Genomic DNA, 22,208 nt, shown 5'->3' with positions numbered 1-22,208 from the left:
AGGCGAAGGCTACGGATGTGCGTCTGGAAACAATGGAAACGTGTCCGAACCCGATACCGTGAGCTGCGGGCCTTGGGCCTACCGGAGCGAGTAGTCCATATAATGGCTAATGCCCGTAAAGGCTACTGGCGAATGTCTCGACAATTAAATAACGCCCTGAACAATGCCTACTGGCAAAGTCAGGGCTTGAAGAGTTTAACTGAACGTTATCATCGCATTCGTCAAGCTTGGTGAACCGCCGTATACCGAACGGTACGTACGGTGGTGTGAGAGGACGGGGGTTAATCACCCCCTTCTACTCGATTGCTGAGAATGGGGGTGGGGTCAAACCTTTATTAACCGGGCGGGATTCCAGGACGTCCCTGGAGCATCATCATAGTTGCTGTCATAGTAGCAATGAGCTTTTGTTTTTCTCCCTCAAGGGAAAAAACTTCTCCTGCGCAAACGGTGATTGTATGCCCTGGTTTTACAACCTTACCTTTAGCCAAAAACAACTCTCCCTTTGCCGGTGAAAGAAAATTTACCTTAAATTCAATAGTCAGAACAGTAGCATTGTCTGGCATCAGACTCAAAGCGGCATAACCGCAGGCGTTGTCCACAATAGTAGTAATAATCCCGGCGTGCAGGAAACCATGTTGTTGAGTGAGGTCATTTCTAAAAGGGAGTTGAATTTCCACTTCACCAGGTGCTACTTTAGCCAGTTCAGCGCCAATAAGTTTCATTACTGCTTGTCTGGCAAAACTTGACCTAACCTGGTTTTCAAAATCCGGGGTTTTGGGGTTAAAGCAATTTTTATCCCCTTTCATTGTTGTTCCTTCCTTTCTTAAAGAAATTGTTAGGGATGATGGGGGTGTTTTTATGGCCAGAAAGGGTGGCCCAAAAGCGCTCCTTTTGGGCCACTTCTGCCTATAGTTATAGGTGCAAAATCCTTTCCTTCTGGCCGCTTATTTAGAGAGATGGAAAGGTACAGAACCAATAACCACATCTTTTTTCAGAGTCAGCGAGGCTTTTAAAATTAACCCGGTCTGATTGTGCAGGAAGAAGTGCCACCATTTGCGGGGAATAAACTCTGGCAAGAGGACTGTGATGATTTCATCAGGACCAGCTTCCTGTTCCAGTTTTTCTAGGTATTCCACCAGCGGCTGGGTGATTGACCGATAGGGTGAATCTAGAATAACTAAAGGAATATCCGATTCAAAACATTGCCATTTTTGCTGCAATTTCTCCAGATTGTGCTCATTGGTATTTACCGTAACTGCTATGATATGCTGACTAATTGAGCGAGCATACTGTACTGTATTGATGACAGCCTTGGTAAAGGTACTGACAGGAATGATAACGGTATTTTTTCGAAAGTGTCTTATTTCCACATTACAGGCTGTGGATAAATCCTCTGCTACATCGGCATAGTGCCTTTTTATGGCAATGAACAGATAAACCAGTAGAGGTATTAAAATGATGACTATCCAGGCACCAGCAGTAAATTTGGTAGTAGCGATTACTATAGTAACAATACCGGTAATGATTGCACCGATAGCATTGATTAAAAGATTAAATTGCCAGCCTCTATCCCGGTTTTTTAACCAGTGTTTTACCATGCCAATCTGGGAGAGAGTAAATGAAAGGAAAACACCAATAGCATACAAGGGAATGAGCAAATGGGTGTCTCCATGAAAAATCAGGACCAGAAAGGCGGCAGCTGCTCCTAAGAGAATGATTCCATTTGAATATACCAGGCGGTCTCCGCGAATGGTCAGAAAATGAGGCAGAAAACCATCGGCTGCCAGCCGGGAGGCTAACAAAGGCGCGCCATTATAACTTGTGTTTGCAGCCAGAATTAGTATTAAAGCAGTGCTGGCCTGTAAGAGATAGTAAGCCCAGTTACGCCCTCCGAAAGCAATTTCGGCGATTTGGGAAACCAGGGTCTCGCCTTTTACAGGTACTACCCCAAATAACTCCGCTAACAGGCTGGTGCCACCGAAAAGAAAAATGGCAATACCGCCTAATGCGAACAAAACAATAATAGCATTTCTGGCTTTGGGTTCTTTAAAGGTAGGCACACCATTACTAACTGCCTCTACCCCGGTTAGGGCTGTACAACCACCGGAAAAGGCGCGCAAAATCGCCAGTAGCCCGAAATTAGCATAAACTGGTTGCAGCTGAGCTGCTGGCATTACAGGTGGGGCACCATAGGTGTAGTAGCGCCACAGTCCAGCGAGGATCATAAAAGCCATACTGAAAAGAAATAAATAAGGTGGGTAGGCAAGAATAGTTGAAGCTTCACTAATACCCCTTAGATTAATAACAGTAAGAAGAAATATAAAGAATATAGCAATATGGACAGTATACGGCAATAATCTGGGGAAGGCAGAGGTAATTGCTGCAGTACCTGAAGAGATGCTAACGGAAACAGTGAGCAGATAGTCAATTAATAGGGAGGCACCGGCAATTAATCCATAGATTGTACCCAGGTTTTCCTTAGCTACCACATAGGAACCGCCGCCACTGGTGTAAACTCTGATTACGTGGCGGTAAGATAAAACGACGATCAGAAGTAAAAAGATAATGGCCAGGGAAATTGGTGTCAAATAACCCATGGCCTGAGCGCCGAATAATGCCAGCACCAGGGTGATTTCTTCGGTGGCATAGGCTACAGAGGATAGAGCATCAGAGGCGTATACGGCCAGAGCTTTTCTTTTAGGCATGGTTTCATGACTGAGTCGGCTAGTAGGCATAGGGTCACCGACCAGCAGTTTTTTCAAAATACGGTACATATATCCCCCTCCGAATTTTGTAAACTAAAGAACTACAGGAAAAGAATACAACTTTGCAGGTACATATACAAACTTAGTATTGCCCTGATTAAGCTGATTTAAGCCTGTGGCTGGTTATCGCATTAGATTAGCTCAGGCTGATATGATTATTTATTAACGGTTAAAGAAATATTATACTGTTTAACTTTTATAGAATTAAAGAGAAATGAAAAGAAATGACTGTCTGTTTTCAGACAGTCATTTTGTTTGTTTTTATACACTAGCCCAACAAGAGCCTAATCGAACCAGGTACAACCCCTGGCATGCAAATTGCAATATAAAGAAATGAAAAAATAAACGAGGGGGTTTAGAGATAAGTGAAGAAAGGAAAGTTGGCTTTAATCATCGGTATCAGTCTACTGGTAGTGGCAGGAGCGGCCTGGGGCTGGCTGGGCCGCAACAAAACAGCTGCCACCAGCCAGCAGGCAAGCATCGCTGTCCGGAAAGGCGAGTTACAAGTTACCATCAGCGGTAATGGCACCATTCAACCGGCAGCCAGTAAGAGTATTACCACGGCGGTCAGCGGGAAAATCAGCAGTATCAATTTCCAGAATGGTCAGCAGGTAAAAGCAGGGGACCTTTTGTTCACCATCACTGCCGATAGTCTGGCGTATGACCTGGCCCGCAGCCGCCTGGAACTAAAACAGGCGGAGCTGGAACTGGCCAACCTGAAAACCCAGCAACGGCAGCTGCAGATCACAGCTCCGGTCAGCGGATATGTGACAGGAGTTCAGGTAAGTACTGGACAGGAAATACAAAAAGGCATGACGTTATTGACTATTGAAGATCGCAGTAAACTGAAAACAAAAATATCCTTTAATGAAGCTCAGATTAACCAGATAAAGGTGGGGCAAAAAGCTGAAGTTACAGTTACCGATCTATTTACTACTTTAACAGGAACCGTAACCGAAGTCGACCGTAATGGTCGGGCCGATAGCAATGGCGCCAAACTCTATGATGTTACAGTTGAAATTACCAATCCAGGCTCTCTGTCCCCTGGAATGAAAACCCAGGTAACGGTTCAGACTGCGGCTGGAACGGAAACCGGATTGTCTGCCGGTACACTGGCCTGGGCTGATACCACTACCGTGAGGGCCTTAACCGGTGAGACGGTAACTAAACTGCTAGTGGATGAAAACAGCTATGTGCGGAAAGGACAGCTTTTGGTCAGCCTCAGCAATGACTCACTGGTTTCCCAGATCGCCAGTCAGGAATTGCGGGTAGAACAAGCCCGCCTGGCTTTGGCACAAGTGGAACAGCAACAGGCGGAAACGAAAATATACGCTCCCTGGGACGGAATTGTTTATTTAAGTCAGGCTAGTAGCACTTTAAGTGGAAGCAGCAATAACAGCTCTGCCACAACCAGTGCCAGCAATAATGGTAGTGGTAACTTGCAGGTTGGAGATGAGGTGAAAAGCGGGCAAATCCTAGCTACCCTGCTTAGCCCCAGCTTGCAGGTGGTAGTACCGGTAGATGAAACGGATATCGGCAAAATCTATACCGGTCAGAAAGCCGAAATCACTGTGGATGCCTATCCAGAGCGGAAATTTGCCGGCACTGTGACGGAAATTGCCGCTCAGGGTACGGTGCAGAACAAAGTGGCAAGTTTTGACGTGACTCTGGTCCTGGATGATACTACCGGGTTAAAAGCAGGGATGACTGCCAATGTGGAAATCCTGGTTGAGGATAAAAAGGATGCCCTGATGTTGCCAATTGAAGCTATCATCGAACGGGGCGACAGGAAGTTTGTCCGGACTGAGGCTGGCAGCTTGCAAGCGGTGGAAACAGGTCTGTATAATGAAACCATGATTGAAATCAAAAGCGGGCTGAAGGAAGGAGACCGGGTGGTCTTGCCAGAGGTAGTACGCAAGAACAATAGTAATCAGCAACCCCGCTTCCCGGGTGCTGGTGGGCCTCCGGGAGGGATGAGATAATGATCCGGCTGGAGGAATTGAGCAAACATTACCAGATGGGAAAAGTACTGGTCAAGGCATTGAATAATGTCAGTTTATCCATTAGTGCCGGAGAGATGGTAGGGATTGTTGGGCCCTCCGGGTCGGGCAAATCCACCCTTATGAATATACTGGGCTGTCTTGATGTGCCTACATCAGGCAAGTATTTTCTCGATGGCAAAGAAGTCAGTGAGCTGGATGAGGATGAGCTGGCGGAAATTCGCAACCGGAAAATCGGTTTTGTGTTTCAGAATTTCAATCTTCTTCCCAGTCTGACGGCTCTGGAAAACGTAGAATTACCTCTGATCTATCGCGGGATTGGGGGAGCGGAAAGGCGCAAACGGGCATTAGAGGCCCTGGAAAAAGTAGGGCTGAGTGATCGAATCGACCATAAGCCGGTGGAGCTCTCCGGGGGACAGCAGCAGCGGGTGGCCATTGCCCGGGCCCTGGCCGGGGATCCGCCGGTGATTCTGGCCGATGAACCGACCGGTAACCTGGACAGCCGTTCCGGTCGGGAAGTGATGGAGATTCTCGCTCAGCTACATCAGCAGGGTAAGACTATAATTATTATCACCCATGACCAGAATATTGCCGCCCGCCTGCCCCGGGTGGTCCGGATTCAGGATGGCATGCTGCTAGCAGAGGAGGGGAGGCGATGAGTAACTGGCAAATTATCAAACTGGCCTGGGCAGGGATCAAGGCCAATAAGCTGCGCTCCTTCCTCACCATGCTGGGAGTTATTATCGGGGTGGCAGCCGTGATTATCCTGGTTTCCATTGCTCAAGGTACCAGCCAGTCGGTTACCGGCCGGATTCAGGGCCTGGGTTCAAACCTGGTCAGTGTTTCCTTACGGTCCAGTGAAACTGATGATACGCTAACCTACGAAGAAGTATTAAAGTGGCAGGAACGTCCCGGAGTTAAGGGTGTGGCCCCGGTGCTCAATGGCAACGTTACTGTTAAATATGGCAATAAAAAATATGATACTTCCCTGGAGGGTGTAACTCCTGAATATGAAGAAGTACGTAACTTTCACACCCAGCGGGGACGGTTTCTGCTTGACTCCGATGTTAGCTTGCGCCAGCGGGTGGCCCTGGTTGGTACTGAGGTGGCCAAAGAATTGTTTGGTCAAACCAATCCGGTTGGTAAAACCATCAAAATCAATGGCGAAAATTTTGTTGTAGTCGGATTGCTGGAGGAAAAAGGGGCTGCTTCCTTTGGTTCCAATGACGATAAAGTAATGATACCTCTGAGTACGGCTGAACGCCTGCTCAATACCAGAGGAATTCGCTTTGTTTATGTTCAGGCTACCAGCCCTGAAGATGTAGACGGGGTAGTGGCCCAGCTGGATAATTTACTTTATCGTAAGCTTAAAAATACCGATGCTTATCGGGTTTTTAGCCAGGCAGAAATGCTTTCCACCGTAAGTCAGGTTACTGGAATGCTTACCCTGATGCTGGGGGGAATAGCTGGAATCTCCCTGCTAGTAGGGGGTATCGGCATAATGAACATTATGCTGGTAACCGTGACGGAGCGGACCAGGGAAATCGGGATCCGTAAAGCTATCGGAGCCAGACGGCGGGATATTCTGCGGCAGTTTCTAATTGAGGCCCTGGTAGTGAGTGGAGCAGGTGGTCTCTTTGGAATAGTGCTGGGTGTTGCTGGTTCCAAACTGCTTAATCAGTTTCTTGGTGTTAGCGCTGCTATTTCCTGGCAGATAATCGGTATCGCTTTTGGTTTTGCCTTGCTGGTAGGGGTTATTTTTGGAATCTATCCGGCCAACAAAGCGGCCAAACTCAATCCCATCGAGGCCCTGCGTTATCAGTAAGAAGAGGTGGCAAACTTGCGCAGAAAGTTTAACCAATCCCTGGTATTTCAGATGGGCACCATTCTGGGCAGTGTATTGACCCTGCTGATCTTTACCCTGGTTTCCCTGCACGTGGTGGCGGGTCGCTACAATGAGGAAATTCTGCAGGATAAGAAGGAAAAGCTGGAGGTAGCAGGCCAAAGCCTGCAGAGGGGGCTGGTTAGTCAACTGGAAAAGGGTACCTCGGCTGAACTGATCAAAACTTACTTTGAGGAACAGGCCGGACGGCTGACAGAAAGCAATCCGCGGGTAGTAGTGGCTCTTTCCCTGCCCCGGCTGGGATCAAACCTGATTTTCAGTCAGCCGGTACAGGGAGAAAAATATATTTTCTTTCCTCCCCCGGGCCGCCCCCCGGGAGAACCTGGATTCTTCGGGATTAAGCCGGAAGAACTGCAACAACCCCGCACTGTGGTCAGAGATGGACCAGGCGGTGTATTAATTGCCAGTGCTTATCCGATTTCAGCCCGAGGCCAGCGGCAGGGAACATTGCTGGTGGTAGAAAGGGTTCAGGAGGGTTTTAACCTGGTCAGAACCGGAATCAGGATTGTATCAATCCTGATTCCCCTTTCGGCTTTAATCGGTGTTCTGGCTACCTTCTGGCTATTGAACCGTATGAAACAACGGGTTCGGGAGATAACCGCCGGCCTGGAGCAATTATCCCAGGATTCTTCCTATCGGCTGCCGGTAAAGGGCAATGATGAGCTGGGGGAAATTGCAGCTGCCATCAATCAGCTGGCCAATGCAGTGGAAGAGAAAAAGTTGCTGGAGGAGCAGCTGGCCCAGAATGACCGCCTGGCTGCTCTCGGTCGCCTGGTGGCCGGGGTGGCCCATGAAATCCGTAATCCCCTGGGCATAATGAAAACCACTTTACAGGTAATGCGGGAGGAATTTGCGGACCAGGGGGAGTTGCAGGAATATTTGCAGGTATTGCAGGAACAGGTAGAACGGCAAAATAAAACCGTGCAAGAGTTTCTGGCTTATGCCAGACCGGTGCCACCGGTGATACAGCCGCTTAATGTAAATAGTGTCATTGATTCCGTTTTGTATCTGGCCGGTCCCTATATCCAGAGACAACAGGTCATGGTAAAAACTGCTCTGGAGCCAGAATTACCTCGGGTTGCCGGTGATGGAGAGAAATTGAAACAGGTTTTTCTCAATCTGGTTTTAAATGCAGTTGAAGCCATGCCCGATGGCGGAGAATTGAATATTAGTAGTTATCAGGAAGAGAACTGGGTGATAGTGCAATTTGCTGATACCGGGCCGGGGATAGCCGAAGAGGATTTAACCCGGGTGTTTGAGCCTTTCTATACCACCAAACCCGGGGGTATGGGGCTGGGGTTGGCCCTGGCCTATAAAATGATAGAACAGCAAAGGGGACTGATTGAAGTTAAAAGCAGCAGGGGAGCGGGAACGATTTTTCGCGTCAAGCTGCCTCTGGCCGGGCAAAGGGGGTGCTGAGATGGCAGCGACGATACTGGTTATCGATGATGAGGAGCATTTGCGCTGGATATTGAGCAAGGCATTGAACAAAACAGGTTACCGGGTTCTGACGGCCGCAACCGGACAGGAAGGCCTGAAGCTGGTCAGTGAACAAATGCCTGACCTGGTATTACTGGATTTGCGCTTACCGGACCTGGATGGGATAACAATTTTAAAGACCATTAAAAAAGACCAGCCCCAGCTGCCAGTCATTGTCATCACTGCCCACGGGACAGTGGAAACGGCCATCGAGGCTATGAAAACCGGGGCTGTTGATTACCTGACCAAGCCCTTTGACCTGGATGAGCTAAAACTTGTAATTGAACGCACCCTGACACTGGTGGAACTAAGCCAGGAAGTGGATTATTTGCGGGGAGAGCTGCGGGAACGGCAGGGGGAGGGCCTAATTGGCCAAAGTCCCTCTATGGTGGAAATTCGTGAGCTGATAGGTCGTATTGCCGATACGGCAGCCACGGTGCTGATCCAGGGGGAAAGCGGTACAGGCAAGGAAGTGGTGGCCCGGCAGCTGCATCTGCAGAGCAGTCGTGCCAATAAACCCTTTGTAGCCATTAACTGTGCTGCCATTCCGGAAAATTTGCTGGAAAGCGAACTGTTTGGCCATGAACGGGGGGCTTTTACAGGAGCCAATGCCAGAAAGAAGGGGAAACTGGAACTGGTACGAGGGGGTACTCTGTTTCTGGATGAAATCGGGGAAATGCCGCTGACCCTGCAGGCCAAACTGTTAAGAGTGCTGCAGGAACGAACTTATGAGCGGGTAGGTGGCACAGAGCCCTTGAAACTGGAAGCCCGCATTATTGCCGCTACCAACCGTGACTTGCGTAAAGCTATTCAGGAAGGCAAATTCCGGGAAGACTTGTACTATCGTCTGCAGGTTATTCCTATTCACTTACCCCCTTTACGGGAACGGCGGGAGGATATACCTTTACTGGTACAGCACTTTTTGCGCAAGTATGATCCCGGGAAAAGGCTAAAAGGGGTTGCCCCGGAAGCGATGGCCTTATTGCAACAATACCACTGGCCCGGCAACATCAGGGAGCTGGAAAACACTATCGAGCGAGCGGTAATCCTTTGTACGGGCCATGAAATCACACCGGAGAATCTGCCCCGGGAAATAAGCGGAGATAAGCAACGGGTAGCTGGAGTTTTACTGGATTTTCCCCCGGAGGGTATCAATCTGGAAGAAGTAGAACGGGAGTTAATCCGACTGGCTCTGGTCAGAAGTGGTGGCAATCAGACTCAGGCTGCCCGTTTACTAGGAATAACCCGTTCGGCCTTAATCTATCGTATGGAGAAATACGGGTTGTAACTTGGTAAGAGGTTGCCATTTCGGCAGCCTTTATTTTTTGTGAATTTAAAAGTAAAATGAAGATACTACGAAAGAGAGGAGAGAGATAATGGTTTACGTCAATATTATCCTTCTCTGGACTGCTTTTGGGTTTTTGCACAGTTTTCTTATTTCGCGGTGGATGATGAAGATTATGCAAGCCAGGTTAGGGAGATATTATGCCTTCTACCGTCTGGGATATAACATCTTTTCTTTGCTGACCTTTATTCCACCTTATCTTTATACTAAATCCGTTTCTACTCCTCTGGCATATTCTTTTAGTGGCTGGCGCTGGCTGCAGTTCGGCCTGTTAGTGCTGGCTTTGGGTCTGATGCTGGGCGCTTTTCTGACCTATGACTTAAAAGAGTTTCTGGGGATTAAACAGGCACAGACTTTTAAAAGGCCGGGTACAGTGGCAGCGCCACGCCATACCAGGATCGTAAAACAGGGCCTTTTGGCCTGGGTCCGCCATCCTGTCTACCTGGGAACGATTATCTTCCTGTGGAGTATGGATTCTACCTGGGCAGAGGTAGTAGCAAAAGGGGTGATGACTCTCTATATTCTGGTGGGCATCAGGCTGGAAGAACAGAAACTGGTAGCAGAGTTTGGTGAGGAATATCGCCGCTATCAGCAGGAGGTGCCGATGTTATTGCCCTGGCGGAGAAATAAGGTTTAAAGACTGGCAAACCCCGTCGCTATGGACGGGGTTAAACTGTCTTTTCAAACAAAACCACACCATTATGTCCACCGAAACCGGCTGAAAGAGAGAGGGCAAATTCCAGTTCAGCCTTGCGTCCCACGTTGGGAATGTAATCCAGATCGCAGTCGGGGTCAGGTTCTTTAAGATTGATAGTAGGAGGCAACCACTGCTGGCGCAAGGCTAAAATGGTTATAACCGCTTCCACAGCTCCGGCAGCCCCTAACAGATGGCCGGTCATGCTTTTGCTGGAACTAACGGGTGTTTTGTAGGCTGCCGAACCTAAAGCCTGCTTCAAAGCCAGGGTCTCGATTTTATCATTCAAGGGTGTGGAAGTGCCATGGGCATTGATATAGCCCAGTTCCGCCGGCGTAATGCCCCCTTCTTGCAGGGCCAGGCTGATGGCCCGGGCCAGGGCGGAGCCATCCGGCCGGGGAGCGGTCAGGTGGTAGGCATCACAGGTCTGGCCAAAACCCCTGAGCAAGGCCAGGGGGCGGGCACCCCGGGCCCTTGCATGTTCGGCCGCCTCCAGGACCAGAAAGGCGGCCCCTTCTCCCATGACATAGCCATCCCGGCGGGCATCAAAGGGACAGCAGGCCTCAGACGGGGGGCAGGGCCGGCTGGACATGGCTCTGGCGGCACAGGTGCCGGCTAATAATGAGGGAACCAGGGGAGCTTCGGCACCGCCTATGATAACCACTGGTATCTGGCCGCTTTTGATCAGCCAGTAGGCCTCGCCGATGGTGAGAGTGCCGGAGGCGCAGGCAGCCATATAGGTTTTGACCGGGCCCTGAACACCTGCCAGCTGGGCCAGCTTCACTGCCGTGAACTGGGGCTGGTACCAGCGCCAGGGATTAGAGACAGGGGAGGGCTCGCCCCGGAGCCAGGCCCAGGTAAACTGTTCCCATTCCACCAGCCCTCCCCGGCTGGTAGCCAGCAGAAACGCCCCTTTAGTCAGGTCAGCAGAGCTAAGGCCGGCCATTGTCAGGGCCTCTTGCATTGCTACCAGAGCCAGCTGACCGAACTGAGGCAGCTCCAGCTCGGCCGGCACTTGTGGCCAGGGGTCAATCTGGGCGGCCACTTTGGTGGGGAAGGGCTCGGGATCAAAGCGGGTCAAGTAAGATATGCCACTGCGGCCAGTCTGGAGAGCAGCCCAGAGCTGGGTTAAATTGGTGCCGAGGGGAGAAATAGCTCCCATGCCTGTAACAACTACGTCTATACTCATAATTTGTTCACTCGTTTCTGAAGTATGGTTTACAATAATTATACCCTACCAGGTGGTAGGGCGGCAATCGGCATTGAAAATCTGTCCGGTAATATAGCCGTTCTCCGGCCGGCAGAGAAAGGCGGTCAGGTTGGCTACATCCTGGCCCTGACCGGGGAAACCCCTGGGAATGGAGGATAGAATTCTTTCTTTATAACGCTCATAGGCAGCCTGACTCATTTCACTGAGCACAAAAGGGGGACAAATAGCATTGACACTGATTTGGTATTGAGCTGTTTCTAAGGCCAGGGATTTGGTAAGAGCGAAAAGGGCAGCCTTGGCGGCAGCATAGTTGGCCTGACCTCTGCGACCCTGCTGGCCGACTATGGAAGCGATATTGATAATGCGACCGAAGTTGCCGGAAAACATGTCAGGCAGTACTTGCTGGCAAAGGAAATAAGCAGCGTTGAGATGAACATCCAGCACCTCCTGCCACTGGGCTAGCTCCATTTTGTGCAGCAGGGCATCTCGGGCAACCCCGGCATTGTTGATGAGAGCGGTGATGGGTCCCAGCTGTTCCCGGATATTCAGTACCATTTGCAGGATGGCTGCCTGGTTCCGCAAATCAGCGGCAAAGATTTCGGCCCGCTGCCCCTGAGTTTGCAGCGAGCGGGCCAATTCCCGGGCAGCTTCCTCGCCCCGGTTATAATGTAAAGCCAGCGTCCAGCCCTCAGCGGCCAGGGTCTGGGCGATGGCCCGACCGATGGTGCCACTGGCTCCGGTTACCAGTGCTACTTTCATGCTTTCGTCCCCCTTTCCAGACTAACAAAACTTCCCTGTAATTCTCCGACCAGCTCCCCTTCCACCCAGGCCCGGCCCTGTCTTTTGCCAAACCCGCGCTTAAAAGCGATGATTTCGGCCTCCAGGTGCAGCTGTTCCCCGGCTAGCAGAGGACGGTGTAAAATAGCAGTGTCGATGCCTGTTAACATGGTAGCCTGGCCCAGGGCCAGGGCCGCCAGCTGGCCCAGCGCTTCCCAGAGCAAAGGGCCAGACCAGTACCGCCAGCCTTCACAGGCCGTAATCAGTTTATGACCCCGGGCTTTATACCCAGGTTCCACTATCTCCCACTGGTCCAGCAGGATAAAAGGGGGGCGGTGGGGCAGGGGATACATCACTTTTTGCCTCCTTTGCCGCTTTTGCCTGCTTTGGGCTGGAGGACAGCCAGAAACTCTTCCCGGTTGGCAGGGGTAAGGCCGAACTGGCCTTTTTTCGTATACAGCAGGACCACATTTTTTCTAGCGGTAGCGTAAAGATTATATTTTTCCCCGCGGTGAGCAAAGGTGCCGATGTGTAGCCCCGGCCAGCTGGCTCCCCATAGACGGGCAAAGGTTTTGCCTTCCTGGCTCAGTTCGACTTTCTTAATTTCCTTGAGGGGAATGGTGAGCCGACGATTGGCCCAGCGGATGACCAGCTGTTTCTCATCCACTTCATAGGCAAGGGTATAGGCAGCATAGAGAAAATAACCGACCAGCCCAAGTGCCAGTAGAATTAGACCGACGAAAGGCACGGCTGTGGCCAGGGTCCACTCGCCCTGCTTATAGGTGAGATAAGCTGGAGCAGCAGCACTGACCACGATCAGCAGGATTAAGGCCCAGCCCCAGATAATGCGGGGACTGGCCTGGGGTTTAAATTCTTGCATGAAAAAAGCCTCCTTTTCTCTGCAGCAGCAGGATTTTTACGGAAAAGAGCGAATAAATGTTTGGGAAGGAGGAGAAAAAGTAATGGCGGATTCTCTTTTATTATTATCCATGATTGTCTCCCTTGCCAACCTTTTTTTGATAATTTTTCTGCTCTGGCGTCAGCAGGACCAGCGCCGGGAGGGGGAACGCCAGGAAAGGCTGATGCGGGAAGAACTGGCCCGTAACCGGGAAGAATTAATCCAGGCCTTTCACAGTTTCAGCCAGCAGGCTGACCGCTTGCGGGAAGGGGTTGAGGGACGCCTGCGGCTGCTGCAGGAGGATAATCACCGCCAGCTGGAAAAAATCCGCCAGACGGTGGATGAACAGCTGCATGCCACTCTGGAAAGGCGTCTGGGCCAATCTTTCCAGCTGGTCAGCGAACGGTTAGAGCAGGTACAGAAAGGTCTGGGGGAAATGCAGGCCCTGGCGGCAGGGGTCGGGGATCTGAAGCGGGTGCTGACCAATGTCAAGACCAGGGGGATCTGGGGCGAAGTCCAGCTGGCCCAGGTGCTGGAACAGCTCCTGACCCGGGAGCAATATGCCGAAAATATCGTGACCAAAGCGGGCAGCAATGAACGGGTGGAATTTGCCATCCGGCTGCCGGGCAGAGAGAGGGACAATCAATTTATCTGGCTGCCCATAGATGCCAAGTTTCCTCTGGAGGATTACCAGCGGCTGCTGGAGGCCCAGGAACGGGGGGAAGCCAGTCTGGCTCAGGAGGCAGGCAAACAGCTGGAATTACGGCTAAAAGCGGAGGCCAAGGCGATCCGGGACAAGTATCTGGACCCGCCCCGCACTACCGATTTTGCCCTGCTCTATCTCCCGGTGGAAGGACTATATGCCGAGGTACTGCGGCGACCGGGCCTGTATGATTGCCTCTTGCGGGAATACCGGGTGGTAATAACGGGCCCCACTACCCTGGCAGCCTTGCTTAACAGCCTGCAACTGGGCTTTCGCACCCTGGCCATCGAGAAGCGTTCCGCAGAGGTATGGCAGTTACTGGGGGCGGTGAAAACGGAGTTTGGCAAATTCGGGGATCTGCTGGAAAAAACCCAGAAGAAACTGCAGGAAGCCAGCAATTCTATAGAAACCGCAGCGCGCAAATCCCGCACCATCGAACGAAAACTGAAAGATGTGGAAGCAATTCCAGTGGAAGAGACGGGATTACTGAAATAACAGGGAGGGGTAAAAATGGAAGTGCTACGGGTAAGGACAGGGGTCCGGGATCAACTGGTGGATATAACTGACCGGGTGCAGCAGGTGGTAAGTCAGAGGGGGGTGAAGTCGGGGCTGTGCGTAGTATTTGTTCCCCATACTACCGCCGGGGTGACCATCAATGAAAATGCCGACCCCGATGTAGTGACAGATATGCTGACGGTCCTTGACAAGCTGGTACCCTGGCGGGCTAACTACCGCCACGGGGAAGGCAATTCGGCAGCTCATATCAAAGCATCCCTGTTGGGCTCATCTGTTACGGTAATCATTGAAGAAGGGCGTTTACAGCTGGGCACCTGGCAGGGAATTTATCTGGCGGAATTCGATGGGCCACGGGAGCGCAAGGTTTATGTCAAGGTCCAGGGCTAAAAAATCCAGAGGATAGTCTCTGGATTTTTTTATCTCTTAATGATATAATGATATTGTAATATACTTATAAGAAGGTGAGGAACTTGTGGAAAAATTTCGTTGACTGGCTGGTTTTTCAGCAAATGGGCCTAAAAGCCGATAGCGCGCTGGGGCAAGCAGTGCATTTTTTTATCTATGATACTGTCAAAATTTTTGTTTTACTGGCGGTGGTTATCTACCTGATCTCCTATTTGCGTTCCTATTTCCCGCCGGAAAGGACGAAAAAATATTTAAGCGGTAGTCGCCTCTTTGGCGGCAACATCCTGGCTGCTTTGCTGGGAATTGTCACTCCCTTTTGCTCCTGTTCAGCAGTACCCATGTTTATTGGCTTTGTTGAAGCCGGGGTTCCCCTGGGGGTTACTTTTTCATTCCTGATTGCTTCCCCCATGGTTAATGAGGTGGCACTGGCTTTGCTCTTCGGTCTGTTTGGCTGGAAAATCGCTTTTACTTACCTGGCGGCAGGTTTGACGGTCGCTATCATCAGTGGGATAGTTATCGGCAAGCTGGGCCTGGAAAGCTGGGTGCAGGATTATGTTTATCAGATTCGGGTCGGGCAGCAGGAAATAAAGGAAATGAGCCAGCAGGAAAGGCACCAGTATGCGCTGGGGTATGTCAAAGACATTATTCGCAAAGTCTGGCTTTATATTCTGGTGGCTATTGCCATCGGAGCCTGGATGCACGGGTATGTACCCCAGGACTTTCTCCTGCGCTATGCCGGGCCCGGCCACTGGTATGCGGTGCCGCTGGCGGTGCTGGTCGGGATTCCCCTCTATTCCAATGCCGCCGGGATTATTCCCCTGGTTAGCGTTTTCCTGGAAAAAGGGATGGCTTTAGGGACGGTACTGGCTTTTATGATGGCAGTAACTGCTCTCAGTTTGCCGGAGATGATTATCCTGAAACAAGTGCTGAAGCCCAGATTGATCGCGCTATTTGTGGCAATTGTGGGCAGCGGGATTTTGCTGGTGGGTTATCTCTTTAACTGGTTATGGTAGAGGGAGGAGGTGAGAGAAATGTTGAGTATCAAGGTTTTGGGCTCTGGTTGTGCTAACTGCACCAAACTGGAGGCCCTGGTCAAGGAAGCTATTGCTGAGCTGGGAGTAGAGGCGGAAGTCAGCAAGGTACAGGACTGGCCGCAGATTATGGCCTACGGGGTGATGGCCACTCCTGGACTGGTGATCAATGAGAAGGTGGTCCATGCCGGTTCGCTGCCGGATAAGGCTAAGGTAGTAAGTTTAATTACATCAGCACTGGTATAGATAGAGTTGACGGAGCCGGCCAGGGGCTATCTGGGCCATTTGCTGGCCGGAAAAGAGAGCTTCAGTGCTGAACGCTGATTAATAGCCAGGGTTTCCTGGCCTTTTTTCTTGCCTCCGTCTTCTCTCTACAGTAAACTACAAGTGTAAGATTTCCCTGAAGGAGGAACAAGGATGAACATTTTCGATATACTGGGCCCGGTCATGATCGGGCCTTCCAGTTCTCATACCGCCGGAGCGGCCCGGATTGGCCGCCTGGCCGGGATTGTTCTGGGCGAACCGCCCGTTAAGGCGGATTTTTACCTGCACGGCTCCTTTGCCGAAACCTATCTGGGCCATGGCACCGACCGGGCCCTGGTGGGCGGCCTGCTGGGCTTTGACACTGCCGATGAGCGAATTCGCCAGTCCCTGGAGCTTGCAGAAGAGGCAAAAATCAAGCTGGCCTTCCACAAAACCGATCTGGGGATGTGCACCCCAATACCGTCAAGGTGGTAGTGCGGGGACAAAGCGGTAAGGTGGTGGATCTGGTCGCCTCCTCCATCGGCGGGGGCAACATCCGGGTGGTCAATCTGCTGGGCTTCCCGGTGGATTTTTCCGGTCAGTTCCATACCCTCATCATTCCCCACCGGGACCGTCCCGGTCTGATTGCAGCGGTCAGCGGCCTGCTGGCTGAAAGCGGAATTAACATTGCCCAGATGAAAGTGACCCGGGAACAGCGGGGAGCAGAGGCGATTATGATCATTGAAACTGACCAGAACTGTCCGGAATCCCTGGCTAGCCAAATCAAGGGGATAGCCAATATTCAGGATGTAATTGTCGTTAAGCCACTGTAAAGGAAGGGAAATAAGATGTTAAGCTATTTAAAAGTACAGGAGCTGGTGGAAGCAGCGGAACGGACAGGCCAGAAACTGTGGCAGGTGATTCTCACCGATCAGGCTCAGGCACTGGGGCGCGACCAGGAGGAGCTATGGCAGGAGATGCAACACAGGCTGCAGGTGATGCGGGAATCGCTGGCTAAAGGCCTGAGCGGGGATAATATCTCCGTCAGCGGCCTGAGCGGGCGGGATGCGGGCAAGGTGCAAAGGGCGCTGGCGGCAGGGCGCCTGCTGGGTGGACCGGTACTGGACGGAGCCATCCTGAAGGCCCTGGCTATCGCAGAGGTGAATGCGGCGATGGGCAGGATCGTCGCGGCGCCGACAGCGGGTTCCTGCGGCATACTGCCTGGAGTGCTGTTAACAGCAGCGGAGGTATTGCAGGCTTGGGGAAGAATTTGTCATTTTTTGGCAAAAAGTGGGGCGGCTGTTGCTAAAAACGGACAAAAAACATGCTGAAATCATTGCACATCTGCTGGAAAGGGGTGAGGAAGTCTATAGATCTCTTCTGAAGACAGAGACTCCTGACCATATCCCGACTGAGCTAATCGGCAACTGGATCGAATGGACTTTACGGCCCTGGTATCTGGCCAAAGGCAGAAAAACAACTACTGCTAAAGACCATAAGTGCCCGGTTTGTAATTGCAGCGCTGATCTGGCCATTTTAGAGGCAGCCGACGGGAAGAAATATCTGGCCTGCAGCTATTGTGAGGTGCGCTGGCCCGCTCCCAGGCTGAAATGTCCCGCTTGTGGCACAACCGACCATCAACATTTAGGCTATTTTTTTGTCAATAATGCACCAGAACAACAAATTCACTATTGCCAGCAATGTAAGACTTATATAAAAACCCTGGATTTAAGACACTGTGCAGCTATGAAAGAACTGCCAGACCTGTTGTTAGTGCGGCATCTGTTGTCCCATCTGGATGTGCTGGCACAAACCAGGGGATATACCGGTCTGGCTGAGAAAATCACCGGCTTGGAGGGGAGAAAAATATGTTAATCAGCCGCAGGAGATTTTTGCAACTAATCGGGGTTTCGACAGCGGCCACTTTAATTTCCGGTTTGGAGTTTCTGCAACCGGATACCGCTAGCGCCATTAGCATCAAATTGACTGATGCTGTTGCTACGCCAACCATTTGTTCCTTTTGTTCAGTTGGCTGCGGGCTGCTGGTTCATACCAAAATAAAAGACGGTGTACCAGCACTGATTAACATTGAAGGAGATCCTGACCATCCCATTAACCGGGGGTCTGTTTGCAGCAAAGGAGCAGCCTCTTTTCAAATCAGGGAAAATAGCCGCAGAATTACCACTCCCCTTTATCGGGCCCCGGGGAGCAATGCCTGGGTGGCCAAAGACTGGAACTGGATGCTGGACACTATTGCCAGTCGGATAAAAACCCTGAGGGATGAGACTTTTATAGAAATGGAAAATGGCCTGACGGTGAACCGGACTGAAGCCATTGCCTGTCTGGGGGGAGCGGCCCTGGATAATGAAGAAGCCTATCTGCTCACCAAATTCATGCGGGGGCTTGGGGTAGTTTATTTAGAACATCAGGCCCGGGTTTGACATAGCTCAACTGTTGCCGGTCTGGCAACAACTTATGGCCGTGGGGCTATGACCAATCACTGGATTGATTTGCAAAATACCGACTGTGCTCTGATAATCGGCAGTAATGCAGCGGAAAACCATCCGATCGCCTTCAAATGGCTAAATGAAGCCCGGAGAAAACGGGGAGCTAAAATAATTCATGTTGATCCTCGTTTCAACCGAACTTCAGCCCAGGCTGATATTTACATAAAACTGCGGCCTGGGACGGATATCGCCTTTATGGGCGGGTTGATCAATTATGTTCTTACCGGAGGCTATTATGACCGGGACTATATGCTGGCTTACACCAATGCTGCTTATCTGGTCAATCCTGGCTTTAAATTTGAGGATGGGCTGTTTAGCGGCTATGACCCGGTGAACCGCAGCTATAACCAGGACAGCTGGAGCTTTCAACGGGATGCCGCTGGCAATATTCTTACCGATCCTACCCTGACCAATCCGGCTACCGTCTGGCAGCTTTTAAAACAGCATTATTCCCGTTATACTCCGGAACGGGTGGCGGCTACTTGTGGCATGACGGTGGAGGAATTTTTGCAGGTGGCTTCCCTTTTTGCCGCCACGGGGGCCCGGGATAAGACGGGGACCATTCTGTATGCCATGGGGGCAACCCAGCACAGTGTAGGCTCACAAAATGTCCGTTCCTATGCCATTTTACAGCTGTTGCTGGGGAATATCGGTAAGCCGGGGGGAGGCATCAATGCTCTGCGGGGTGAATCCAATGTTCAGGGCTCTACTGATCTGGGCTTGCTCTATGACAGTTTGCCGGGCTATCTGGCCTCCCCCACCAGCAGTCTTAACCACCAGAACCTCACTGAATACAACAAAAATGAAACTCCGGCGCAGGGGTACTGGGTGAATAAACCCAGGTTTATGGTCAGTTTGCTCAAAGCCTGGTATGGCCCAGCAGCGGTTGCGGAGAAGGACTTTGCCTATCATTATTTGCCGAAGCGAAATGCAGCCAAAAACTATTCCTATATCAACCTCTTTGAAGACATATATGAGGGCACCATCAAAGGCCTGCTTTGTTTTGGACAGAATCCGCTGGTATCAGGGCCTAATGCCGGGAAAACTGCCAGAGCCCTGGCCAAACTGCAATGGCTGGTGGTAGCGGATTTGTGGGAAACGGAAACTGCTGCTTTCTGGAAAGCTCCGGGGGTAAATCCAGCAGAAATCAATACTGAAGTCTTTATCTTGCCGGTAGCAGCGGCGATTGAAAAATCAGGCTGCATCACCAATTCCGGGCGCTGGCTGCAATACCGCTGGCAAGCTTTAAATCCCCCGGGGCAGGCCCAAAATGATGCCTGGATCGTGCATAACCTCTGTTTAAAACTAAAAGGCCTCTATGCTACCAGCCTGCAGGCTAAAGATGAGCCCATTCGACAACTATACTGGCCTTATGGTGCTGCCGGGGAACCGGATCTGAATCAGGTGCGGCTGGAAATGAACGGCTATACTGTGGCGGACGGAATGCCGGTCAGCGGGTTCAGTCAGCTCCAGGCCGATGGCTCTACCGCCTGCGGGATCTGGATTTATTCCGGTTTCTATACGGCAACAGGAAACAAGAGCCAGAACAGAAACAATGTGGATGATAGCGGCATAGGCAGCTACCCGGGCTGGGGTTATGCCTGGCCTGCCAATCGGCGCATTTTGTATAACCGGGCAGCCGCGGATCCACAGGGCCAGCCCTGGCATGCCGATAAAGCCGTAATCTGGTGGGATGGCCTGCGCTGGACCGGCAAAGACGTGCCTGACTTCAATGCCAGTCTGAGCCCGACAGCTGCAGGAGGCAACAAGCCCTTTATCATGTTACCGGATGGGGTAGGAGCTTTGTTTGGCAAACTGAAAGACGGGCCATTCCCCGAGCATTATGAACCCTATGAAAGTCCGGTAGCCAACCAGTTTTCTTCAGTACAAACCAATCCGGTACTTAAACCTCTGACCACTGCTTTAAATGCCAGGGGGACATCCAGTGCCTATCCCTTTGTTGCCACTACTTACCGGGTGTCGGAACACTGGCAAACCGGGGCCATGACCCGCAACTTACCCTGGCAGGCGGAGCTGATGCCGGAGATGTTCGTAGAAATCAGTGAAACTCTGGCAGCGTCCAGGGGAATCGCTAACGGAGACTGGGTGATTGTCTCTTCCGCCAGGGGAGAGATCAAGGCCAGGGCGCTGGTTACAAAAAGGGTCAAGCCCTTGCCGGTAAATGGTCAGTTGATAGAACAAATTGGCCTGCCCTGGCACTGGGGGCACCAGGGCGTTGTAACCGGGGAAATGGCCAATGTGCTCACGCCGAATATAGGTGATGCCAACACCATGATCCCGGAATATAAAGCATTTCTGGTTAACATCAGGAAGGTGGTGTAACCATGGCCAGAATGGGAAAATTCATCGATTTAAGCAAATGCCTGGGTTGCCGTGGTTGCCAGACTGCCTGCAAGCAATGGAACAATTTGCCGGCGGAAATTGAGGGCTTTAGTGGCAGCTATCAGACTCACCGGGATACTTTGCCCCGCACCTATACCATTGTAAAAATGAAAGAAATTGAAGAAAATGGCAAGCTGGAGTGGCATTTTCGTAAACATCAATGTCTGCATTGTGGTGAACCCACCTGTGTCCGGGTGTGTCCCCATAAGGCGCGCAAGCAGATGCCTGAAGGCGCAGTTTACCGGCAGGGGGGTTGTCGCGGTTGTGCCTATTGTGTGGTAAAATGTCCCTTTGGCGTGCCCAAAATCGGCAGCGATAAAAAGAGTTACAGTTGCTGGCTCTGTTATGACCGCATTACCAATAATCTGAAACCGGCCTGTGCCACCGCCTGTCCTACCGGGGCCATCACATTTGGGGTTTGGGATGAACTGGTAAACCAGGCCAGAACCAGACTGGGGGAAGTGCTTTCCCGCTGGCCGAAAGCTAATTTATACGGGGCAGATTTTCTGGGGGGTACAGGTGTGTTCTACCTGCTCTTACGGGAGCCGGAATTTTATGACCTGCCGGTTAATCCCCGGGTACCAGCGCCGGGAAGCTGGTATGGTTCTGCCAATAGCACCCCCGAGTGCTATACCTGTCATGACAGTGAGCCGGTAGCAAATGTTATTCACCCTGCTGAAGGGCAGACTGTTTCCGGGACCATTCAAGTAACTGCCTATGCTGACAGTCAGCAGACAATTACCAGGGTAGAATTCTACCTGGATGGAGCGTTGATTGGGACAGCAACCGGAACTCCTTATACTATCAACCTGGATACGACCCGTTACAGTAATGGTCTTCATACTTTGAAAGCCAAACCTTATACTGCCATTTCCTCTGGCGAGAGCAAAACCACTACCTTCTACATTCAAAACAGTCAGCAAGCTCCTGCTTCGGCACCTGATACCACTCCGCCCAAAGTAAGTTTTCTGGCGCCTGCTGCCAATAGTTCTCTGAAAGGGACTGTAGTAGTGAAGGTTAGTGCTACGGATAATGTGGCTGTAGCCAAAGTGGAGTTGTATGTCAGGGACCAGCTGGCCGGGGTCAAACTGGAAGCTCCTTTTGACTTTACGCTGGATACGAGCAAATATCCCGGCGGGAAAGCTACACTGAAAGCAGTGGCTTATGATAGTGCTGGTAACAAGGCCTCTGCCCAGATCAATGTGAAGTTTACTCGCTAGCCAGGGTTTCCTGGCTTTTTTCGTGCGCCCGGCATGGGCGTTGTCTATAGGGTGAAAGTCCCGAACGGCGAAGGTAGCAGTAGCCGTAGCTTAAGACAAGGGTGTCCAC

General features: G+C 51.2%; 22 protein-coding genes and 2 pseudogenes. 18 read left to right on the top strand and 6 right to left on the bottom strand.

What is annotated here, in order from left to right; translation table 11 throughout:
• Positions 1-234, top strand: a pseudogene (locus B5D20_RS11200) (group II intron reverse transcriptase/maturase); the annotation flags it as partial.
• 101 nt (positions 235-335) lie between these two features.
• Here B5D20_RS11200 and B5D20_RS11195 read toward each other — a convergent pair.
• Together B5D20_RS11195 and B5D20_RS11190 are read right to left on the bottom strand one after the other, a co-directional pair.
• Complete coding sequence (locus B5D20_RS11195) at positions 336-806, bottom strand: PaaI family thioesterase (RefSeq protein ID WP_078666319.1); 471 nt, start codon at positions 804-806, stop codon at positions 336-338.
• A gap of 138 nt (positions 807-944) precedes the next feature.
• A complete protein-coding gene (locus tag B5D20_RS11190) occupies positions 945-2,774 on the bottom strand; it encodes an APC family permease (RefSeq protein ID WP_078666318.1) in 1,830 nt (609 codons plus the stop codon).
• Between the two features lie 356 nt (positions 2,775-3,130).
• Between B5D20_RS11190 and B5D20_RS11185 the strand changes: the two genes are divergently transcribed.
• The 6 genes from B5D20_RS11185 (at position 3,131) to B5D20_RS11160 (ending at position 10,129) form a co-directional block, all read left to right on the top strand.
• Positions 3,131-4,747, top strand: coding sequence for an efflux RND transporter periplasmic adaptor subunit (locus B5D20_RS11185; RefSeq protein ID WP_078666317.1), 1,617 nt, complete (start codon positions 3,131-3,133; stop codon positions 4,745-4,747).
• Positions 4,747-5,424, top strand: a complete 678-nt coding sequence (locus tag B5D20_RS11180) for an ABC transporter ATP-binding protein (protein ID WP_078666316.1) — start codon at positions 4,747-4,749, stop codon at positions 5,422-5,424. The genes B5D20_RS11185 and B5D20_RS11180 overlap by 1 nt, the downstream gene beginning before the upstream one ends.
• On the top strand, positions 5,421-6,590 hold the full coding sequence (locus B5D20_RS11175) for an ABC transporter permease (RefSeq protein ID WP_078666315.1): 1,170 nt from the start codon (positions 5,421-5,423) through the stop codon (positions 6,588-6,590). The genes B5D20_RS11180 and B5D20_RS11175 overlap by 4 nt, the downstream gene beginning before the upstream one ends.
• 15 nt (positions 6,591-6,605) lie before the next feature.
• Positions 6,606-8,087 (top strand): sensor histidine kinase, encoded by a 1,482-nt coding sequence (locus B5D20_RS11170; protein ID WP_078666314.1) that lies wholly within the window; start codon positions 6,606-6,608, stop codon positions 8,085-8,087.
• Between the two features lies 1 nt (position 8,088).
• On the top strand, positions 8,089-9,435 hold the full coding sequence (locus B5D20_RS11165; RefSeq protein WP_078666313.1) for a sigma-54-dependent transcriptional regulator: 1,347 nt from the start codon (positions 8,089-8,091) through the stop codon (positions 9,433-9,435).
• Positions 9,436-9,523: 88 nt separating this feature from the next.
• Positions 9,524-10,129 carry a methyltransferase family protein gene (locus B5D20_RS11160; protein WP_078666312.1) on the top strand — a complete coding sequence of 202 codons (606 nt, stop codon included), beginning with the start codon at positions 9,524-9,526 and terminating at the stop codon, positions 10,127-10,129.
• A gap of 31 nt (positions 10,130-10,160) precedes the next feature.
• On the opposite strand, the gene B5D20_RS11155 is transcribed toward B5D20_RS11160, so the two are convergent.
• From B5D20_RS11155 to B5D20_RS11140, 4 genes are read right to left on the bottom strand one after another with little or no spacing between them, the layout of a single operon-like run.
• Positions 10,161-11,375 carry a beta-ketoacyl-[acyl-carrier-protein] synthase family protein gene (locus B5D20_RS11155; RefSeq protein WP_078666311.1) on the bottom strand — a complete coding sequence of 405 codons (1,215 nt, stop codon included), beginning with the start codon at positions 11,373-11,375 and terminating at the stop codon, positions 10,161-10,163.
• Positions 11,376-11,420: 45 nt separating this feature from the next.
• Positions 11,421-12,155, bottom strand: a complete 735-nt coding sequence (fabG, locus tag B5D20_RS11150) for a 3-oxoacyl-ACP reductase FabG (RefSeq protein WP_078666310.1) — start codon at positions 12,153-12,155, stop codon at positions 11,421-11,423.
• Entirely contained in the window at positions 12,152-12,529 is a 378-nt protein-coding gene (locus B5D20_RS11145) for a hotdog family protein (protein WP_143311856.1), read from the bottom strand. The genes fabG and B5D20_RS11145 overlap by 4 nt, the downstream gene beginning before the upstream one ends.
• Entirely contained in the window at positions 12,526-13,053 is a 528-nt protein-coding gene (locus B5D20_RS11140) for a PH domain-containing protein (protein ID WP_078666308.1), read from the bottom strand. Before B5D20_RS11140 ends, B5D20_RS11145 begins: the two co-directional genes overlap by 4 nt.
• A gap of 82 nt (positions 13,054-13,135) precedes the next feature.
• Here B5D20_RS11140 and B5D20_RS11135 point away from each other — a divergent pair, with 82 nt between their 5' ends.
• The 11 genes and pseudogenes from B5D20_RS11135 (at position 13,136) to B5D20_RS11095 (ending at position 22,099) form a co-directional block, all read left to right on the top strand.
• Complete coding sequence (locus tag B5D20_RS11135) at positions 13,136-14,269, top strand: DNA recombination protein RmuC (protein ID WP_078666320.1); 1,134 nt, start codon at positions 13,136-13,138, stop codon at positions 14,267-14,269.
• A gap of 15 nt (positions 14,270-14,284) precedes the next feature.
• A complete protein-coding gene (locus B5D20_RS11130; protein WP_078666307.1) occupies positions 14,285-14,677 on the top strand; it encodes a secondary thiamine-phosphate synthase enzyme YjbQ in 393 nt (130 codons plus the stop codon).
• An 83-nt stretch (positions 14,678-14,760) separates the two neighbouring features.
• Entirely contained in the window at positions 14,761-15,708 is a 948-nt protein-coding gene (locus B5D20_RS11125) for a permease (RefSeq protein WP_078666306.1), read from the top strand.
• Positions 15,709-15,726: 18 nt separating this feature from the next.
• On the top strand, positions 15,727-15,972 hold the full coding sequence (locus B5D20_RS11120; protein ID WP_078666305.1) for a thioredoxin family protein: 246 nt from the start codon (positions 15,727-15,729) through the stop codon (positions 15,970-15,972).
• A 171-nt stretch (positions 15,973-16,143) separates the two neighbouring features.
• Positions 16,144-16,464 (top strand): serine dehydratase beta chain, encoded by a 321-nt coding sequence (locus B5D20_RS14145; protein ID WP_242952072.1) that lies wholly within the window; start codon positions 16,144-16,146, stop codon positions 16,462-16,464.
• Positions 16,437-16,802 (top strand): ACT domain-containing protein, encoded by a 366-nt coding sequence (locus tag B5D20_RS14140; protein WP_242952071.1) that lies wholly within the window; start codon positions 16,437-16,439, stop codon positions 16,800-16,802. The genes B5D20_RS14145 and B5D20_RS14140 overlap by 28 nt, the downstream gene beginning before the upstream one ends.
• Before the next feature lie 15 nt (positions 16,803-16,817).
• Positions 16,818-17,300 carry an L-serine ammonia-lyase, iron-sulfur-dependent, subunit alpha gene (locus tag B5D20_RS11110; RefSeq protein WP_078666304.1) on the top strand — a complete coding sequence of 161 codons (483 nt, stop codon included), beginning with the start codon at positions 16,818-16,820 and terminating at the stop codon, positions 17,298-17,300.
• Positions 17,272-17,844 (top strand): formate dehydrogenase accessory protein FdhE domain-containing protein, encoded by a 573-nt coding sequence (locus B5D20_RS11105; protein WP_159071845.1) that lies wholly within the window; start codon positions 17,272-17,274, stop codon positions 17,842-17,844. The genes B5D20_RS11110 and B5D20_RS11105 overlap by 29 nt, the downstream gene beginning before the upstream one ends.
• A complete protein-coding gene (locus tag B5D20_RS14360) occupies positions 17,838-18,410 on the top strand; it encodes a twin-arginine translocation signal domain-containing protein (RefSeq protein ID WP_242947926.1) in 573 nt (190 codons plus the stop codon). Before B5D20_RS11105 ends, B5D20_RS14360 begins: the two co-directional genes overlap by 7 nt.
• Before the next feature lie 12 nt (positions 18,411-18,422).
• A pseudogene (gene fdnG, locus B5D20_RS11100) lies at positions 18,423-20,819 on the top strand (formate dehydrogenase-N subunit alpha); the annotation flags it as partial.
• 2 nt (positions 20,820-20,821) lie between these two features.
• The gene (locus B5D20_RS11095; protein ID WP_078666301.1) at positions 20,822-22,099 is read left to right on the top strand and encodes an Ig-like domain-containing protein; all 1,278 of its coding nucleotides are present in this window, start codon (positions 20,822-20,824) and stop codon (positions 22,097-22,099) included.
• Positions 22,100-22,208 lie beyond the last annotated feature (109 nt).

The sequence above is a fragment of the Carboxydocella sporoproducens DSM 16521 genome, from assembly GCF_900167165.1.
GTDB lineage: Bacteria > Bacillota.
This window is presented reverse-complemented; position numbering and strand designations above follow the sequence as displayed.

Excerpts from the sequence above, each read along its gene's own strand:
- B5D20_RS11195 (WP_078666319.1), bottom strand. The coding sequence starts at position 806 with ATGAAAGGGGATAAAAATTGCTTTAACCCCAAAACCCCGGATTTTGAA.
- B5D20_RS11095 (WP_078666301.1), top strand. The coding sequence starts at position 20,822 with ATGGCCAGAATGGGAAAATTCATCGATTTAAGCAAATGCCTGGGTTGC.
- B5D20_RS11180 (WP_078666316.1), top strand. The coding sequence starts at position 4,747 with ATGATCCGGCTGGAGGAATTGAGCAAACATTACCAGATGGGAAAAGTA.
- B5D20_RS11160 (WP_078666312.1), top strand. The coding sequence starts at position 9,524 with ATGGTTTACGTCAATATTATCCTTCTCTGGACTGCTTTTGGGTTTTTG.
- B5D20_RS11110 (WP_078666304.1), top strand. The coding sequence starts at position 16,818 with ATGTTAAGCTATTTAAAAGTACAGGAGCTGGTGGAAGCAGCGGAACGG.
- B5D20_RS11130 (WP_078666307.1), top strand. The coding sequence starts at position 14,285 with ATGGAAGTGCTACGGGTAAGGACAGGGGTCCGGGATCAACTGGTGGAT.
- B5D20_RS11155 (WP_078666311.1), bottom strand. The coding sequence starts at position 11,375 with ATGAGTATAGACGTAGTTGTTACAGGCATGGGAGCTATTTCTCCCCTC.
- B5D20_RS11140 (WP_078666308.1), bottom strand. The coding sequence starts at position 13,053 with ATGCAAGAATTTAAACCCCAGGCCAGTCCCCGCATTATCTGGGGCTGG.
- B5D20_RS11120 (WP_078666305.1), top strand. The coding sequence starts at position 15,727 with ATGTTGAGTATCAAGGTTTTGGGCTCTGGTTGTGCTAACTGCACCAAA.
- B5D20_RS11190 (WP_078666318.1), bottom strand. The coding sequence starts at position 2,774 with ATGTACCGTATTTTGAAAAAACTGCTGGTCGGTGACCCTATGCCTACT.
- fabG (WP_078666310.1), bottom strand. The coding sequence starts at position 12,155 with ATGAAAGTAGCACTGGTAACCGGAGCCAGTGGCACCATCGGTCGGGCC.
- B5D20_RS11175 (WP_078666315.1), top strand. The coding sequence starts at position 5,421 with ATGAGTAACTGGCAAATTATCAAACTGGCCTGGGCAGGGATCAAGGCC.
- B5D20_RS11135 (WP_078666320.1), top strand. The coding sequence starts at position 13,136 with ATGGCGGATTCTCTTTTATTATTATCCATGATTGTCTCCCTTGCCAAC.
- B5D20_RS14360 (WP_242947926.1), top strand. The coding sequence starts at position 17,838 with ATGTTAATCAGCCGCAGGAGATTTTTGCAACTAATCGGGGTTTCGACA.
- B5D20_RS11165 (WP_078666313.1), top strand. The coding sequence starts at position 8,089 with ATGGCAGCGACGATACTGGTTATCGATGATGAGGAGCATTTGCGCTGG.
- B5D20_RS14145 (WP_242952072.1), top strand. The coding sequence starts at position 16,144 with ATGAACATTTTCGATATACTGGGCCCGGTCATGATCGGGCCTTCCAGT.